This is a genomic window from Marilutibacter spongiae, assembly GCF_014145325.1.
In the GTDB taxonomy this organism is placed as follows: domain Bacteria; phylum Pseudomonadota; class Gammaproteobacteria; order Xanthomonadales; family Xanthomonadaceae; genus Marilutibacter; species Marilutibacter spongiae.
Genome location: NZ_JACHTF010000010.1, coordinates 133,928 through 149,531 on the forward strand (window position 1 = coordinate 133,928; position 15,604 = coordinate 149,531).

The following is a 15,604-nucleotide window of genomic DNA, read 5'->3' on the forward strand; positions in this document are numbered from 1 at the left end:
TTCTCAAATCACGAAAAACGAATCACGAATCACCAGCCATCACGGCCGCCGCGCCAGCGCCTCTTCGTCGCGGGCCTTGGGCATGAGGTCCTGCTTGGTGACCTTCAGCGGTCCGATGGTCAGCAGGGTACTGGCGACGAAGATCGACGACAGCGTGCCGATCACGGCGCCGATCAGCATCGACTCGGCCAGCCCGCGAAGGGAACCGCCGCCGTAGATGTAGAGCGCCAGCATCGTCAGGATCGCCACGAACGAGGTGATCACCGTGCGCGAGAGCGTCTGGTTGATGGCCGCGTTGATGATGCCGATGGCGTCGCCGCGCATGGAGCGGAAGTTCTCGCGGATGCGGTCGAACACCACGATGGTGTCGTTGATCGAGAAGCCCATCACCGAGAGGATGCCGGCCAGCACGGTCAGGTCGAACTCGTGGCCGGTGATGGCGAACCAGCCGGCCACGGCGATGACGTCGTGCAGCGTGGTCACGGTCGCGGCGACGGCGAACTTCTTCTCGAAGCGGAACGAGATGTAGATCATGAAACCGACGACGACGAAGATCAGGGCCCAGATGCCGTTGATAGCGATTTCCTTGCCCACCTGCGGGCCGACGAAGTCGCTCTTCATCACCGTACCGGGGTTGCCTTCGATCGCCAGCGCCTGCTGGATCTCGCGCGCGGTGTTCTGGTCGGCCCCGCCCTCGCCTTCGCCGGACTTGGGCTGGACGCGGATCAGCAGGTCGTTGCCGTTGCCGAAGGTCTGCACCTGGGCATTGCCGTAACCGGCGTCATCGAGGCGTGCACGGATGTCGTCCACGTCCACCGGCTGCTCGAAACGCAGCTCGGTGACCGTGCCGCCGGTGAAGTCCAGGGCGAAGTTGAAGCCCTTGACCGCCATCGCGCCGAAGGAACCGACGATCAGCAGCAAGGCGATGGACAGCGAGATCCAGCGCAAGCGCATGAAGTCGATCTTGCTGTCATAGGGGAACAGGTTGAATGGTTTCATCTGGTAAGTGTCCCGGTCAGATGGCAATGGACTTCAGCTTGCGACGACCGCCATAGATGAGCGTGGCGATGGCGCGGGAAGCCGAGACCGCGGAGTACATGGAGGTGCCGATGCCGAGGATCAGCGCGACCGCGAAGCCCTTCACCGGGCCGGTGCCGAAGGCGAACAGGGCGACGCCGGCGAGCACCGCGGTGATGTTGGCGTCGGCGATGGTGCCCACGGCGCGGTCGTAACCGGCCGCGATCGCCGCCTTGGCCGGCAACCCCGCACGCAACTCTTCGCGTATTCGTTCGTTGATCAGTACGTTGGCGTCGACCGAGAAGCCGACCGTCAGCGCGATGCCCGCCATGCCCGGCAAGGTCATGGTGGCGCCGAACCAGGACATCAGCGCGACCAGCATCAACAGGTTCAGCAGCAGCGCGACGCAGGTGATGACACCGAACATCCGGTAGTACACCAGGAAGAAGCCGAGGATGAAGATGAAGGCGTACTGGATCGCGGTCATGCCGCGCTCGACGTTTTCACGGCCCAGGCTCGGTCCGACGATGCGCTCCTCGATGAAGTCCATAGGCGCGGCCAGCGAGCCGGAACGGAGCAAGAGCGCCAGGTTGGCGGCTTCCTTGGTGCTGTCCAGGCCGGTGGTCTGGAACTCCTTGCCGAATACGCCGTTGATGGTCGCGACCGAGATCACTTCCTCGTTGACGCGGGTGCTGCGGATCTCCTCGCCATCCACCTCGCGAACCTCGGGCACGCGCTCGATGTAGACCACCGCCATCGGCTTGCCGACGTTCTCGCTGGTGAACTCGAACATGCGCTGCCCGCCGGCGCCATTGAGCCGCACGCTGACCGACGGGGTGCCCGACTGCGGATCCATGCCCGAGGATGCCGTGACCATCTGGTCGCCCGAGGCGATCACGCGCTTGCTGAGCAGGATCGGGATCGGCCGGCCGTCCGGACCGGTTTCCTTGCGGTTGTAGAGCTTGCCCTCCGGCGGGACGATGCCGGTATCGCGGGCGCTGACCGCGTCGGCGTCGAGCACCGCGCGCCACTCCAGGGTGGCGGTGGCGCCCAGCACGCGCTTGGCCTGCGCGGTGTCCTGCACGCCGGGCAGCTGGACCACGATGCGGTCGTCGCCCTGGCGCTGGATGATCGGTTCGGACACGCCCAGGGCGTTGATGCGGTTGCGCAGGGTGCCGACGTTCTGCTCGATGGCCTCGACCGCGAGCCGGTTGATCTCGGTGTCGCTCATGCGGACGGTGACCACGCGGTCGTCCGCGCTCACCTGCAGGGTGGGCTGGGCGATGATGATCGCCTCGCGGGCCTGCTCGGCGGCATCGGCGTCGTTGAGCGTCGCCACCACGGTGTTGCCGGCGCGGCGCTCGACCGACTGGTAACGGATGCGCTTGTCGCGCAGCAGCACGCGCACGTCCTCGGCGGTCGCCTCGAGCCGCTTGTCGAGCGCGGCCTTCTGGTCGACCTGCATGGTGAAGTGCACGCCGCCCTGGAGGTCGAGGCCGAGCAGCATCGGCTTGCCGCCCAGTTCCTGCAGCCATTCGGGCACCGTCGAGGCAAGGTTGAGCGCGACCACGAAGTCGTTGCCCAGCTCCGGGCGCAGCGCGTCGGCGGCCTTCACCTGGGCATCGGGGTCGGCGAGGCGGACCAGCAGGTTGTCGCCGTCGATCTCGACCGACCTGGGGGTCACCCCGGCCGCCTTGAGGTCGGCCTCGACGCGCCCCTTCAGGGCCTCGTCGACCACCGCGCCCCGGTTGGCGCTGACCTGCACCGAAGGGTCCTGCGGGAAGATGTTGGGCAGGGCATAGACGGTGCTGACAATGAGGATCAGCAATAGGAGAACGTATTTCCAGCGCGCGTAAGTCAGCATCGAAGACATCCTGCGGCGGCCACGTCGGCCGCCCTATCCAATCGGTAGTGGCGCCGGCTCAGGCCGACTTCAAGGTGCCCTTGGGCAGCACGTTGGCGATCGCGCCCTTCTGTACGCGCACTTGCACGTTGTCGGCCACCTGCACGGTGATGAAGCTCTCGCCGATCTCGGCGATGGTGCCGGCGAGGCCGCCGTTGGTGATGACCTCGTCGCCCTTGGCGAGCTTCTCCAGCATGGCGCGGTGTTCCTTCTGGCGCTTCATCTGGGGGCGGATCATCAGGAAGTACATGATCGCGATCAGGGCGATCGGGAACAGCAGCTGCATGCCCATGCCGCCGCCGGCAGCCGGGGCGCTCTGGGCGTATGCGGGCGAGATCACGAAGTCGAGCAGGTTCATCAGGGGCATCCTGGGTCGAAATTAACGGGAGATTATGGCACGAGCGGGCCCGGGACCGGGCCGGGGGCCGGAACTGCCGCCCGCCCCCGTCCCCACGCCCCCCAAACGGGCGCTTCCGGGTCAGGCGCCGGGCAGCGGCAGGCCCCGGGTGGCATAGAAGGACTCGCGGAAGGCGGCGAAGGTTCCCTGGGCGATCGCCTCGCGCATCCCGGCCATCAGCCGCTGGTAGTAGCGCAGGTTGTGCAGGGTCCCGAGCATGGGCCCCAGCATCTCGTTGCAGCGGTCCAGGTGACGGAGGTAGGCGCGGCTGAAGCCGTTGGCGCAGGCATGGCAGTCGCAGCCCTCCTCGATCGGGCGCAGGTCGTGCTCGTAGGTCGCGTTGCGGACCCGGATCGTCCCCGTGGAGGTGAAGAAGTGGCCGTTGCGGGCGTTGCGGGTGGGCATCACGCAGTCGAACATGTCCACGCCCCGGGCGACCGCCTCGACCAGGTCCTCCGGTCGCCCCACGCCCATCAGGTAGCGCGGCCGGTCGGCGGGCAGCTGCGGGCAGGTATGGTCGAGCATGGCGTTGCGTTCGTCCTCGGTCTCGCCGACGGCCAGGCCACCGATCGCATAGCCGTCGAAGCCGATCGCCCGCAGGCCCTCGGCCGAACGGGTGCGCAGCTCGGGGTGGACGCCGCCCTGGACGATGCCGAACAGCGCCGCGTCGTTGCCCTCGTGGGCCCGCCTGGAGCGCTCGGCCCAGCGCAGCGACAGCTCCATCGAACGGGCGATGCGCTCGACTGCGACCGGCTGCCCGTCCACGTGCACCGGCGGGCATTCGTCGAAGATCATCACGATGTCCGAGCCCAGCACCTTCTGGATGTGCATGCTTTCCTCGGGCCCCAGGAAGACCTTGCGGCCGTCGGTCGGGGCGGCGAAATGCACGCCGGCCTCGGTGATCTTGCGCTTGTGGGCGAGCGAGAACACCTGGAAGCCGCCCGAGTCGGTGAGGATGGGGCCGTCCCAGCGCGCGAAGCCGTGCAGGCCCCCGTGCTCGCCGATCACATCCAACCCGGGTCGCAGGAACAGGTGGAACGTGTTGCCCAGGATGATCTCCGCCCCCAGCTCGCGGACCTGGTGCGGCAGCGCGCCCTTGACCGTGCCGTAGGTGCCCACCGGCATGAAGGCCGGGGTCTCGATGGTCCCGCGGGGAAAACGGATGCGGCCGCGACGGGCCTGGCCGTCGGTGCCCAGCAGCTCGAAGTCCATCCGGCTCACCGGGCGTCCCCGCCGGGCCACAGCAGCATGGCGTCGCCATAGCTGAAGAAGCGGTAGCGCTCGGCGATCGCGTGGGCATAGGCCTCGAACACGCGGGCCTTGCCGGCGAACGCGGAGATCATCATCAGCAGGGTGCTTTCGGGCAAATGGAAATTGGTGATCATCGCGTCGACCGAGCGGATCCGGTAACCGGGCAGGATGAACAGGCGGGTCTCGCCGGCGAAGGGGCGCAGCTCGCGCTCGCCGGACGCGTTCTCCTGCATCGCCGACTCCAGCGCGCGGACCACCGTGGTGCCGACGCCGATGACGCGGCCGCCGGCGGCGCGGGTCCGCCGCACCTGGTCGACCAGTTCGGCGCCCACGTTCAGCCATTCGCTGTGCATCACGTGCTGGTCGAGCTGTTCCACGCGCACCGGCTGGAAGGTGCCGGCCCCCACGTGCAGGGTGACGTGCCCCGTCGATACGCCGCGCGCGCGCAGGGCATCGAGCAGGGCGTCGTCGAAGTGCAGCCCGGCGGTGGGCGCGGCGACCGCGCCCGCCTGGCGGGCGAACACGGTCTGGTAGCGCTCGGCGTCGTCGGCGCCGGGTTCGCGCTCGATGTAGGGCGGCAGCGGCAGGCGACCGGCCTTCACCAGCCAGCTCTCCAGGGACTCGGCCAGGCGGAAGCGGAGGCGGTAGAACTCGCCGTCGCGCCCGAGCACCTCGGCCTCGCCGCCGGCGTCGAGGACGATCACCGCGCCGGGCTTCGGCGACTTGCTCACGCCCAGCTGGGCGCGGGCATCGGCACCGCCGAGCAGGCGTTCGATCAGGATCTCGACGCGGCCACCGGTGCTCTTGCGGCCGAACAGGCGGGCCGGGATCACGCGGGTATCGTTGAACACCAGCAGGTCGCCGGGCTCGAGCAGGCCGGGCAGGTCGCGGAAGGCGCGGTCGCCCAGTGCCCCGGGTACGGGGGGGACGACGAGCAGGCGGCTGGCCGAGCGCTCGGCCAGCGGCGCCTGGGCGATCAGCTCGGCGGGGAGCTCGTAATGGAAGTCGGACTTTCTCAAACGGGGATCTTCGAAGCCTGGCGAACCGGGCGCGACGACGCCCGGCGGGGCCGCCCATTGTAAGAGCTTACGCGCCGGCGCGAGGCTGGCTTCAGCGCTCGAACTTCGCCGACAGGATGATCGAGGACGTCGTGCGCCCCACTCCGTCGATCGCGCCGATGCGGTCGGTCAGTTCGTCCATGTCCTCCACGCTGGGCACCACGCCCATCGCGACCAGGTCGAAGGGCCCGCTGACCGAGTGCAGTACCCGGACCTCGGGCATGGCGTGCAGGGCGTCCACCACCGCCGCCATCTGCTTGGGCAGCACGGTGATCATGATGTGCGCGCGGATATGGCCGCGCTCGGCCTGGTCATGCACGCGCACGGTGTAGCCGCGGATGACCCCCTGCCGCTCCAGGCGCTCGATCCGGCTCTGCACCGTCGTGCGCGACAACTGCAGGCGCCGGGCGATCTCGGCGGTCGAAGCCCGCGCGTTCTCGCGCAGGACGGAAAGCAGGTGCTGGTCGGCGGCGGTGATCTTCATCTGGACGAAATTTATCGGCGAATAGACGAAATCTAACCTAAATCCGTCCAAATCCACACTGTCTATCGACGAGATATTGCCGATAATAGGGAGATGACGCCCCAGAAGGAGACACACATGGCCGTGACCGATACCCTCGCCCCCCTGCGCGCCCACGCCGGCTCGCGCCGCACCGTGGGCCTGGACGACGACACCCTGCTCCATTTCGCCGAGCGCCATCCCGCCCTGGTCGAGGCCGTCGAGGCCGCCGCGGACGAGTACGCGCGCATCAAGGGCGAGTTCGCCGACCTGCTCGACCTGGACGAGGACGCGCAGGCGCGCGCCGTGCAGGCCGGCTACATCAATTTCTATCCCGACGACGCGGTGAACCCCTACGTCGCGCTCGCCGCGCGCGGCCCGTGGATCGTGACCCTGAAGGGCGCGGTGCTGCACGACTCGGGCGGCTACGGCATGCTCGGCTTCGGCCACGCGCCCGAGGCGGTGATCGAGGCCATGGCGCGCCCGCAGGCGATGGCCAACATCATGACGCCCAACCTCTCGCAGCTGCGCTTCGAGCGCCTGCTGCGCGACGCGATCGGCCTGGGCCGCGATTGCCCCTATGCGAAGTTCCTGTGCCTGAACTCCGGCTCCGAGTCGGTGACCCTGGCCGCGCGCATCGCCGATGCCAACGCCAAGACCCTGACCGACGAAGGCGCGCGCCACGCCGGCCGCACGATCAAGCGGGTCGTCGTCAAGGGCGCGTTCCACGGCCGCACCGACCGTCCGGCGCTGTACTCGGACTCCTCGCGCAAGACCTACCAGAAGTTCCTGGCCAGCTACCGCGACGAGCAGTCGGTGATCGCCGTGCCGCCGTACGACATCGAGGCCCTGCGCCGGGTGTTCGCCGACGCCGAGACGCATGGCTGGTTCATCGAGGCGATGTTCCTGGAGCCGGTCATGGGCGAAGGCGACCCGGGCCGCAGCGTGCCCCGCGACTTCTACGACGCCGCACGGGAACTGACCCGCACGCATGGCAGCCTGCTGCTGGTCGACTCGATCCAGGCCGGCCTGCGCGCGAACGGCGTGCTGTCGATCGTCGACTATCCCGGCTTCGAGGGCGCCGAGGCCCCCGACATGGAGACCTACTCAAAGGCGCTCAATGCAGGCCAGTACCCCCTGTCCGTTCTGGCGGTCAACGCACGCGCCGCGGACCTGTACCAGAAGGGCCTGTACGGCAACACCATGACCACCAACCCGCGCGCGCTCGACGTCGCCAGCACGGTGCTGTCGATGGTCACGCCGGAGCTGCGCGAGAACATCCGCGCGCGCGGCGCCGAGGCGCTGGAGAAGCTTGAGGCGCTGAAGGCCGAGCTGGGCGGCGAGATCACCAAGGTCCAGGGCACGGGCCTGCTGTTCTCCTGCGAGCTGTCGCAGGACTTCAAGTGCTACGGCGCCGGCTCCACCGAGGAATGGCTGCGCGAACACGGGATCGGCGTGATCCATGGCGGGGTGAACTCGCTGCGTTTCACCCCCACGTTCGCGATCACCAGCGAAGAGATCGAACTGCTGGTCGGCATGATCCGACGCGCCCTGAAGGAAGGCCCGCGCGCGCGCCAGGCCGCAGCCGCCTGAGCGCGATTGCCGGCGCATGAAGAAGGGCGGCCGCAGGGCCGCCCTTTTTTGTTCTTCACTACGCATGACGAACGATGGGTTTTGCTTCGCGCTACCCATCCTACGAAGCCACGAACGCCTGATCGCCAACCGCACAGGGCCGTAGGGTGGGTAGAGCCGAAGGCGAAACCCACCGCCGCGCAGCCACACGCATGACGAACGATGGGTTTTGCTTCGCGCTACCCGTCCTACGAAGCCACGAACACCTGATCGCCAGCCGCGCAGGGCCGTAGGGTGGGTAGAGCCGAAGGCGAAACCCACCGCCGCGCAGCCGCACGCATGACGAACGACGGGTTCTGCTTCGCGCTACCCATCCTACGAAGCCACGAACGCCTGATCGCCAGCCGCGCAGGGCCGTAGGGTGGGTGGAGCCGAAGGCGAAACCCACCGTCGCGCAGCCGCATGCATGACGAACGATGGGTTCTGCTTCGCGCTACCCATCCTACGAAGCCACGAGCGCCTGATCGCCAGCCGCGCAGGGCCGTAGGGTGGGTAGAGCCGAAGGCGAAACCCACCGCCGCGCAGCTGCACGCATGACGAACGACGGGTTCTGCTTCGCGCTACCCGTCCTACGAAGCCACGAACGCCTGATCGCCAGCCGTGCAGGACCGTAGGGTGGGTAGAGCCGAAGGCGAAACCCACCGCCGCGCAGCCGCATGCATGACGAACGATGGGTTTTGCTTCGCGCTACCCATCCTACGAAGCCACGAGCGCCTGATCGCCAGCCGCGCAGGGCCGTAGGGTGGGTAGAGCCGAAGGCGAAACCCACCGCCGCGCAGCCGCATGCATGACGAACGATGGGTTTTGCTTCGCGCTACCCATCCTATGAAGCCACGAACGCCTGATCGCCAGCCGCGCAGGGACGTAGGGTGGGTAGAGCCGAAGGCGAAACCCACCGTCGCGCAGCTGCACGCATATCGAACAATGGGTTCTGGTTCGCTCAACCCGCCCCGTGATGCAACTCGGGCGCGCCTGCTCCCGACCCGGCGCCACGCGCTGGGTGCCAGCTTCGCTCAGGGGCCCTGCCGCCGGGCGGCAGGGTAGGCGCTGAACGCCCTGCCCCGCCGTCCCTACTCCCAGCAGCGGTCGCGCCGTCCCTTGAGGGTCGCCTCGCGGGCGCAGTCGCGCGGCGCGATGCGGCCCTCGGTCCGCTCTTCCACGCGCTTCGGCCCCGGCCCGGCGTCGACCAGATCGAAGGCATCGTAAAGCCGCCCGGTCGCGGTGCGTGCTTCGTAGCGCAGCCGCCCGTCGGCGATGCGGATCACCTGGAACCACTGGGTGTCCTCGCCCACCGGCGACATCGTCGCCCGCGCTTCGTCGGACAGCCGGTACTGCTTAGCCCCGGCGACCGACACCACGAACACCGGCGCGCGCGAGGCCTCGTCCAGGCCGCGGCGGCCGTAGGTATGGTCGTGGCCCTGCAGCACCAGGTCGACATTGCGCGCGCGCAGCACCGGCAGCAGGTGTTCGCGCAGCGCCGAATTCTCGCGGCCGTCGCGCGGCGAGAAGAACGGCTGGTGCACGACGACGATGCTCCAGCGGCCCGGGTTGGACGCCAGGACCGCATCCAGCCATCGGGCCTGCCGGGCAGCGCTGCCCAGGTCGAGCGCGGACGTTCCGTCCAGGACCGCGACCCGCACCCCCTGGTGGTCGAACCAGTAGGTCGTGGGCGCACCGTCGTCGATGCCATTGCCCGGCAGGGCGAACTGCAACGGCCAGTGGCGACCGAGCACGCGGCGCTCTCGCGGCGTGTCCTCGAACGCCTCGAAGTATTCGTGGTTCCCCGGCGCAGGCGCGGTCAGCGTCCAGCCCGAGAGCGCGTCGGTGGCGTCGAACCACTCGCCCCATTCGTTGTCGTCGTCGCCATCGCCGCCACTCACCAGGTCGCCCGCGTAGAGCACGAGGCTGGCCCGCGGCGCATGCCGCGTCGCTTCGCGCACGACGCGGGTGGTCAGGCTGGCGTTCTTGTTCTGGGTGTCGCCGAAGTACAGCAATTCCAGCGGCTCGCCGGGCAGGCCCGCCGTCCGCAGCTGCATCCAGGGGCTCCAGGCGCCGTCGCCCTGTACACGATAGGCGTACAGCGTTCCCGGCTGCAGGCCATCGACGTCGGCGCGATGATGGCGTGCCGGCCCATTCTCCGCCGCCAGCGCGCGCGTTTGCGCGCGGATACGGCGCGGCACGCCCATGTCGGGCGAGTCGCCCGCGACGACGAGCTCCAGCCAGGGCGACTCGATCCCGGCGCCGCTCCGCCAGGCGACCGCGAAGCCGCGCGCGGCGTCCTGGGCAGGCGTCGCGACGATGCGGTCGGGGAAGGCGCCCGCCACGTAGCGCGAGGCGTCCGCCGGGACCAGGGTATTGGGCTCGGCCGTCCGCTCCACGGCGTCCGCGGGGACGCTGGACAGCAGCGAAAGGCCGAGCGACAGCAGGGCCGCGCAAACCCGGGGCGCCCCCATGTCAGTTCGCGCAGCTCTTGAGCGACAGCACCGTGGCGATGTCGCGCCAGTCGAAGGCCGACACGCCCTGGTCGTCGTCGACCGCATAGAAGACGCCCTCCGGAAAGCGTGTATCGCCGGACATGTCGAGCCAGACTCCGTCGGTATTCGCGGTCCGCGCGCCGGCGAAGGCACCGACGTGGGCCAGGCTCACGCGATCGAAGACGTGGAACAGGCTGCGGTCCTTGAACTGGTCGGTGGCCAGCCAGTAGCCGCTGCCATCGTTGCAGGCGTAGAGCGCCATGCCCTCGGCCTGCGCCTTGAACAGGCCGGCGCCAACGTCGCGCCCGCGGTAACGCCCGTCCAGGCCGTATTCGCGCAGGCGCGTGCCCACCGCGACGTCCTCCTCGGCGAGCAACAGGCGATCGTGCGCCACGTCGCCGAACACCGATTCGGCGATGCGGATCGCGCCGGCGGCATCGGTGGCGCCGAAGCTGCCCACCAGCGTCGCCGACCACTGCCCGTCGTGCTCGACGAGGGCGTAGCGGCGGAAGCGGCGGTCGAGCTCGGCGAGCGGCGGCGGCACGTCCTCGTCTTCGTCGGACATGTAGTTGTCGCTGACGATCACTTCGTAGCCCTCGCCCAGGTGGCGGACCCACAGGCCGTAAGGCTGCACGAGTTCGCTGGCACCGAAGCTGGCGACGGGCTCGAAGCCCGGCAGCGCGAACGCCTGCACGCGGCGGTTGTCGCGCTCCACCACGAGCACCAGGTCGTCGATCACGGCGATGCCGTTCGGACGGTCCAGGCGGCCAGCGCCTGTGCCCGGCCCGGCCACTTCGCGGATGCGTTCGCCGGTGTCGCCGTCGTAGACCACGAGCGTGTCGGAGGTCTTGGCGGTGGCGATCAACCAGCGACGCCCATCCGGTGCGCGCCAGGACGCGGGCGAGTCGATGTTGTCGGCGGGCGCCGGCGCGGTGGTGAAGGCTTCGGCGACCACTCGATGCGGAATCGCGTGGTCGGCGAGGAGCGGATCGACCTCGCCGGCCTCGTCGGGTTCGCGATCGGCCGTCGCCTCCTTCTCGGCCAGGGTCGTGGTGCATGCGGGCAGGAGGGCGACAGCGAGCAGGAAGGGCAACAAGCGAATGGACACGGACGGGATCCCGGCAATGAAAGTGTCAACAAAGCGCCATTTTCTACGCGCCTCGCGTGACAGCGAGATTGCAGCCGCATCGCGAACCACGCCGCGTGCGCCACGGGCTCGCGAACCGTCCGGCGGCAGGGTCATGCCACCGCCACGAAGGCGTCACGGACCTGCCATCTGCCGTACGTACAAAGGCGGCTTTTACTGAACGCGGATCTTCCGTACATGAAGCGCACCTCCCTGGCCACCGGCCTGTCCCGAGCCCTCGTCTGCGCCGCGCTGCTGCCGGCAAGCCTCCCCGCCCCCGCGCAGGACGCGCCCGGCGACGCGCCCTCTTCGCTCGCCCCGTCCGCCAATGCGTCGATGGGCGCGATGGTGGCCAGGGACCTGGACGCGGTCGTGGTGCAGGGTGAGATCGCCTATCGCGACCGCACCAACGACATCGAGCCCACCCTGGTCTACGACCTGGAGTACTTCCAGCGCTTCGAGCCGTCCACCGTCGGCGACATGCTCAAGCGCGTGCCCAGCGTGGTCTTCGTGTCGGACGTGCTCGAGTACGACGCGGTGCAGTTGCGCGGTCTCAGCGCGGCGTACACCCAGGTGCTGGTCAACGGCAAGAAGGTGCCGGGCGCCGGCGACGACCGCTCGTTCTGGGTCGACCGCATCCCCGCCGAACTGGTCGAGCGCGTCGAGGTCCTGCGCAGCAACAGCGCCAACCGCTCCGGCGACGCCGTGGCCGGCGCGGTCAACATCATCCTGCGCGATGCCTACGACTTCGACGGCAGCTACATCCGCCTGGGCGCCATGCACTACGACGACGGCGAGATCCAGCCGACTTTCGCCGCGGTGACCTCCGGCGAGGCCCTGGGCGGGCGCCTGCTCGCGGGCGTCAACGTGCAGGACCGCTACAACCCCAAGCTCAAGCGCAGCGATCGCTTCGAGTCGCCGGGCGGCGATTTCGTCGACGCCGAGGACCAGGCAGACACCCGCGACGGCAAGGACTACTCCGGCAACCTCTCCTACACCGTGGACGTCGGCGAGAGCGGTCGCCTGTCGCTCGATGGCTTCTACGTGCGCACCGACCGCGACCAGGTCGAGGTCTCGACCGAGTACAACGCGCGCCGCCCGGAGGACGCGACCGAGATCGCGAACGTGCCCGGCCTGACCCGGATCGACCAGGACAACTGGGGCGTCGGCGCCGAGTACCGCTTCGACATGGCCGGCGGCAGGACCGAGATCGACCTCGACCACGCGCGTTTCCGGGACCGCAGCACCGAGAGCGAGGAAGAGATCGCCTACGAGGACGGCAACTGGGATGGCCACGAAGCCGAGGCCCTGGACATCGACGCCAGCGACACCGAGAGCAGCCTCAAGGTCGCCCACTCACGGCCCGTCGGTGCGGCCGGCATGGAGTTTGGCGTCGACCTGCGCGCCAAGGAGCGCGAATCCACCCATACCTACTACGAGTTCGAGGCCGACGACGAAGCCGACCCGGTGGTCTACGAACTGGATGCGGTCGTACGCAGCCGCATCGAAGAAACCCGCGTCGACCCCTACCTGATGTTCACCGGCGATGCCGGCCCGATGGCCTGGGAGGCCGGCCTGCGCTACGAGACCACGCGATCGGACATCCAGGGCGAGGACGGGCGCGTGTCCAACGACTACGACGCGCTGCTGCCCTCGCTGCACCTGAAATGGGACCTGGGCGAGGCCAACCGGATCCAGCTCTCGCTGGCCCGCAGCCTGCGCCGTCCGGCGTTCAACGAACTGACCCCGGCGCTGCTGCAGGAGGAGTTCGGCGACAACGACTTCCTCGGCAATCCGCTCCTGGACCCCGAGACCGCCAACGGCATCGACCTGGGCTTCGAACATCGTCTTGGCAAGCGCGGCGTGGTCGGGGTGAACCTGTTCTACCGCGACATCCAGGACCTCATCGAGACCGTCAACACGGGCGAGCCCAACGAGACGGCCTTCGACGACTACGCCGACGACATCGCCGACTACATGGACGAGAACGGCGTCAGCGAGGACGAAGCGCTCGCCGCGGTGCCGTTCGACCCCGACAGCTTCATCTACACCGCCCGCAACGTCGGCGACGGCAAGGCCTGGGGCGTGGAACTGGACCTGTCCACGCCGCTGACCGCGATCGGCCTGCCGAACACCGGCGTGTTCGTGAATTACTCCTGGCTCGACAGCGAGGTCGAGGACGAGCTGGGCACGCGCCGCTTCAACAACCAGGCCGAGTACGTCTACAACGTCGGCTTCATCCAGGACCTGCCCGCGTGGGGCGCCTCCTTCGGCGCCAGCTACCGCAAGCAGGGGGAGGCCTTCATGCGCGTGCTGGCCGAGGAAGTGCGGACCACCTACGACGGCGACCTGGAAGTCTTCGTCGAGAAGCGCTTCGGCGACAACATCTCGGTGCGCCTGAGCGGCACCAACCTGCTCGACGCCTACAAGCGCGAGTACTTCGACAAGTTCGACAACCTCGCCGACCAGCTCGATCGCGACTACGACGAGTACGAGCTGGAAGCCGAGCATGCCGGCCCGCGTTACCAGTTGGTGATGCGCTGGGCCTTCTGACCGCATCCGCGCACTCGACGCGCCCACCGGATGCCCCTGCCGGGCACCGCGTGGGCGCGCGCCCCTCCCCGACGCGTTGCCGTCAGGGGCGACTTGGCGGGCGATTGCTCACGCCCCTCCGCCCGGCGGAGGGCGGCCTCCCGGCATTCGGCCTTGCGGGATCGGCACGACCCTGTTCGATGGAGACCGCTCACGAGTCCCCGGCAACGGCGCGGGCGGCAACATTCCAACACGTGCGTTACGACGGCAAAGGCCCAACGGCTGGATCCCAGCGTTCGCTGGGATGACGAGCCAAACAGACACGGCCCAGTGGCCGTACGGTGCCCGCGAAGCTCACGAGACCGTCATCCCAGCGAACGCTGGGATCCAGCCTTTCGCCCCCGCCCCGGACATGCAGGCACCACGACTTCAGCCCGCGAGCGCCGCCCGCACGCTGGCCAGCTTGACGCTGTTGGCGAAGACCGCCATCGCGGTCTCCAGTTGCGGCAAGGAAGGCACCGAGGGTGCGATGCGGATGTTGCGGTCCTGCGGATCGCGACCGTAGGGAAAGGTGGCACCCGCCGGGGTCAGCTTCACCCCGGCCTCGGCCGCCAGTGCCACCGCCGCCGATGCGACGCCGGGGCGCGTGTCGAAGGCGACGAAGTAGCCGCCCGCCGGCGCCTCCCATTGCCCGAGGTCGCCACCGGCGAACTGTTCCTCCAGCACGCGCAACACGATCGCGAAGCGCGGCGCGAGGATCGCCGCGTGGCGCTGCATGTGCGCCATCAGCGCATCGCGGTCGGGCAGCAGGCGCACCGTGCGCAACTGGTTCACCTTGTCCGGGCCGATGGTGCACGCAGTGAGGAACGCCTTGAAGCCGGCCAGGTTGGCCGGCGAGGCCGACATGAACGCCACGCCCGATCCGGCATGGGTGATCTTGGAGGTGGAGGCGAACTGCAGCACCGAATCGACGGTACCGTGGGCGCGGCAGGCCGCCTCGATCGACGCCAGCGGGCGCACCTCACGCAGGTCGTGCACCGCATAGGCATTGTCCCAGAACACCCGGAACCCCTCGCCCGCCACCCGTGCCAGGCGCGCGATCCGGTCCACGGTTGCGTCCGAATACACCACGCCGGTGGGATTGGAGTACTTCGGCACGCACCACATGCCCTTGATCGTCGGATCGGCGGCGAGCATCGCCTCGACCCGGTCCATGTCCGGGCCTTCGGCGGTCATGGGGACGGTGAGCATCTCGATCCCGAGCTGTTCGCAGACGGTGAAATGACGGTCGTAGCCGGGGACCGGGCACAGGAAGCGCACCGTGCCGCCTCGCGACCAGGCGCTGTCCGCGCCGGTCAGGCCGAAGCGGTGGGCCACGAGCACGGCCTGGTACATCAGGGTGAGGCTGGAATTGCCGCCGACCAGCACCGAGCCGGGGTCGACGCCCATCAGCGCGGCCCCGAAGCGCTTGGCTTCGGGCAGGCCGTCCAGGCCGCCGTAGTTGCGCGTGTCGGTGCCGTCCTCCGCCAGATAGCGCCCGTCGAGGATGCCGTCCAACGCGTCGGAAAGCGCGAGCTGCTCCGCCGAGGGCTTGCCGCGGGTCAGGTCCAGCGCCAGGCCTTGGGCGACGAAGGTCCGGTGCGCGTCCGCCAGCTGTGCTTCCAGTGCCCTGAGCTGCCCGGGCGCGGCATGTTCGAGTTGCAAGAGAGGGG

11 protein-coding genes are annotated in these 15,604 nt (G+C 68.9%); 2 read left to right on the forward strand and 9 right to left on the reverse strand.

All coding sequences use genetic code 11. The features are described 5' to 3' along the window. Positions 1-39: 39 nt before the first annotated feature. The 6 genes from secF to H4F98_RS10610 all read right to left on the reverse strand — a co-directional run bounded on the left by secF (position 40) and on the right by H4F98_RS10610 (position 6,110). Positions 40-999 carry a protein translocase subunit SecF gene (gene secF / locus H4F98_RS10585; RefSeq protein ID WP_182687486.1) on the reverse strand — a complete coding sequence of 320 codons (960 nt, stop codon included), beginning with the start codon at positions 997-999 and terminating at the stop codon, positions 40-42. Positions 1,000-1,015: 16 nt separating this feature from the next. Next, the gene (secD, locus tag H4F98_RS10590) at positions 1,016-2,881 is read right to left on the reverse strand and encodes a protein translocase subunit SecD (protein ID WP_182687488.1); all 1,866 of its coding nucleotides are present in this window, start codon (positions 2,879-2,881) and stop codon (positions 1,016-1,018) included. Positions 2,882-2,939: 58 nt separating this feature from the next. Continuing rightward, on the reverse strand, positions 2,940-3,278 hold the full coding sequence (yajC, locus tag H4F98_RS10595; RefSeq protein ID WP_182687490.1) for a preprotein translocase subunit YajC: 339 nt from the start codon (positions 3,276-3,278) through the stop codon (positions 2,940-2,942). 120 nt (positions 3,279-3,398) lie between these two features. Further along, positions 3,399-4,538, reverse strand: coding sequence for a tRNA guanosine(34) transglycosylase Tgt (tgt, locus tag H4F98_RS10600; protein ID WP_182687491.1), 1,140 nt, complete (start codon positions 4,536-4,538; stop codon positions 3,399-3,401). Then, entirely contained in the window at positions 4,535-5,587 is a 1,053-nt protein-coding gene (queA, locus tag H4F98_RS10605) for a tRNA preQ1(34) S-adenosylmethionine ribosyltransferase-isomerase QueA (protein WP_182687493.1), read from the reverse strand. The genes tgt and queA overlap by 4 nt, the downstream gene beginning before the upstream one ends. Positions 5,588-5,678: 91 nt before the next feature. Continuing rightward, positions 5,679-6,110 carry an Lrp/AsnC family transcriptional regulator gene (locus H4F98_RS10610; RefSeq protein WP_182687495.1) on the reverse strand — a complete coding sequence of 144 codons (432 nt, stop codon included), beginning with the start codon at positions 6,108-6,110 and terminating at the stop codon, positions 5,679-5,681. A 117-nt stretch (positions 6,111-6,227) separates the two neighbouring features. On the opposite strand from H4F98_RS10610, the gene H4F98_RS10615 reads away from it, so the two are divergent. Next, positions 6,228-7,721 carry an aminotransferase class III-fold pyridoxal phosphate-dependent enzyme gene (locus H4F98_RS10615; RefSeq protein WP_182687497.1) on the forward strand — a complete coding sequence of 498 codons (1,494 nt, stop codon included), beginning with the start codon at positions 6,228-6,230 and terminating at the stop codon, positions 7,719-7,721. Positions 7,722-8,830: 1,109 nt separating this feature from the next. Here the strand turns inward: H4F98_RS10615 and H4F98_RS10620 are convergent. Together H4F98_RS10620 and H4F98_RS10625 are read right to left on the reverse strand one after the other, a co-directional pair. After that, entirely contained in the window at positions 8,831-10,213 is a 1,383-nt protein-coding gene (locus H4F98_RS10620) for a purple acid phosphatase family protein (RefSeq protein ID WP_182687499.1), read from the reverse strand. A gap of 1 nt (position 10,214) precedes the next feature. Beyond that, complete coding sequence (locus H4F98_RS10625; protein WP_425487594.1) at positions 10,215-11,342, reverse strand: phytase; 1,128 nt, start codon at positions 11,340-11,342, stop codon at positions 10,215-10,217. Positions 11,343-11,558: 216 nt separating this feature from the next. On the opposite strand from H4F98_RS10625, the gene H4F98_RS10630 reads away from it, so the two are divergent. Continuing rightward, positions 11,559-13,913: a TonB-dependent receptor plug domain-containing protein gene (locus H4F98_RS10630; RefSeq protein WP_182687503.1), complete on the forward strand. Its 2,355-nt coding sequence runs from the start codon at positions 11,559-11,561 to the stop codon at positions 13,911-13,913. Between the two features lie 408 nt (positions 13,914-14,321). Here H4F98_RS10630 and H4F98_RS10635 read toward each other — a convergent pair whose 3' ends face one another. Next, on the reverse strand, positions 14,322-15,596 hold the full coding sequence (locus tag H4F98_RS10635; protein WP_220479181.1) for an aspartate aminotransferase type Ic: 1,275 nt from the start codon (positions 15,594-15,596) through the stop codon (positions 14,322-14,324). Positions 15,597-15,604: the final 8 nt, after the last annotated feature.

Bases quoted from the DNA above. Each gene is read 5' to 3' on its own strand.
- H4F98_RS10630 (WP_182687503.1), top strand. From the start codon at position 11,559: ATGAAGCGCACCTCCCTGGCCACCGGCCTGTCCCGAGCCCTCGTCTGC.
- H4F98_RS10620 (WP_182687499.1), bottom strand. From the start codon at position 10,213: ATGGGGGCGCCCCGGGTTTGCGCGGCCCTGCTGTCGCTCGGCCTTTCG.
- H4F98_RS10610 (WP_182687495.1), bottom strand. From the start codon at position 6,110: ATGAAGATCACCGCCGCCGACCAGCACCTGCTTTCCGTCCTGCGCGAG.
- H4F98_RS10615 (WP_182687497.1), top strand. From the start codon at position 6,228: ATGGCCGTGACCGATACCCTCGCCCCCCTGCGCGCCCACGCCGGCTCG.
- yajC (WP_182687490.1), bottom strand. From the start codon at position 3,278: ATGAACCTGCTCGACTTCGTGATCTCGCCCGCATACGCCCAGAGCGCC.
- secF (WP_182687486.1), bottom strand. From the start codon at position 999: ATGAAACCATTCAACCTGTTCCCCTATGACAGCAAGATCGACTTCATG.
- secD (WP_182687488.1), bottom strand. From the start codon at position 2,881: ATGCTGACTTACGCGCGCTGGAAATACGTTCTCCTATTGCTGATCCTC.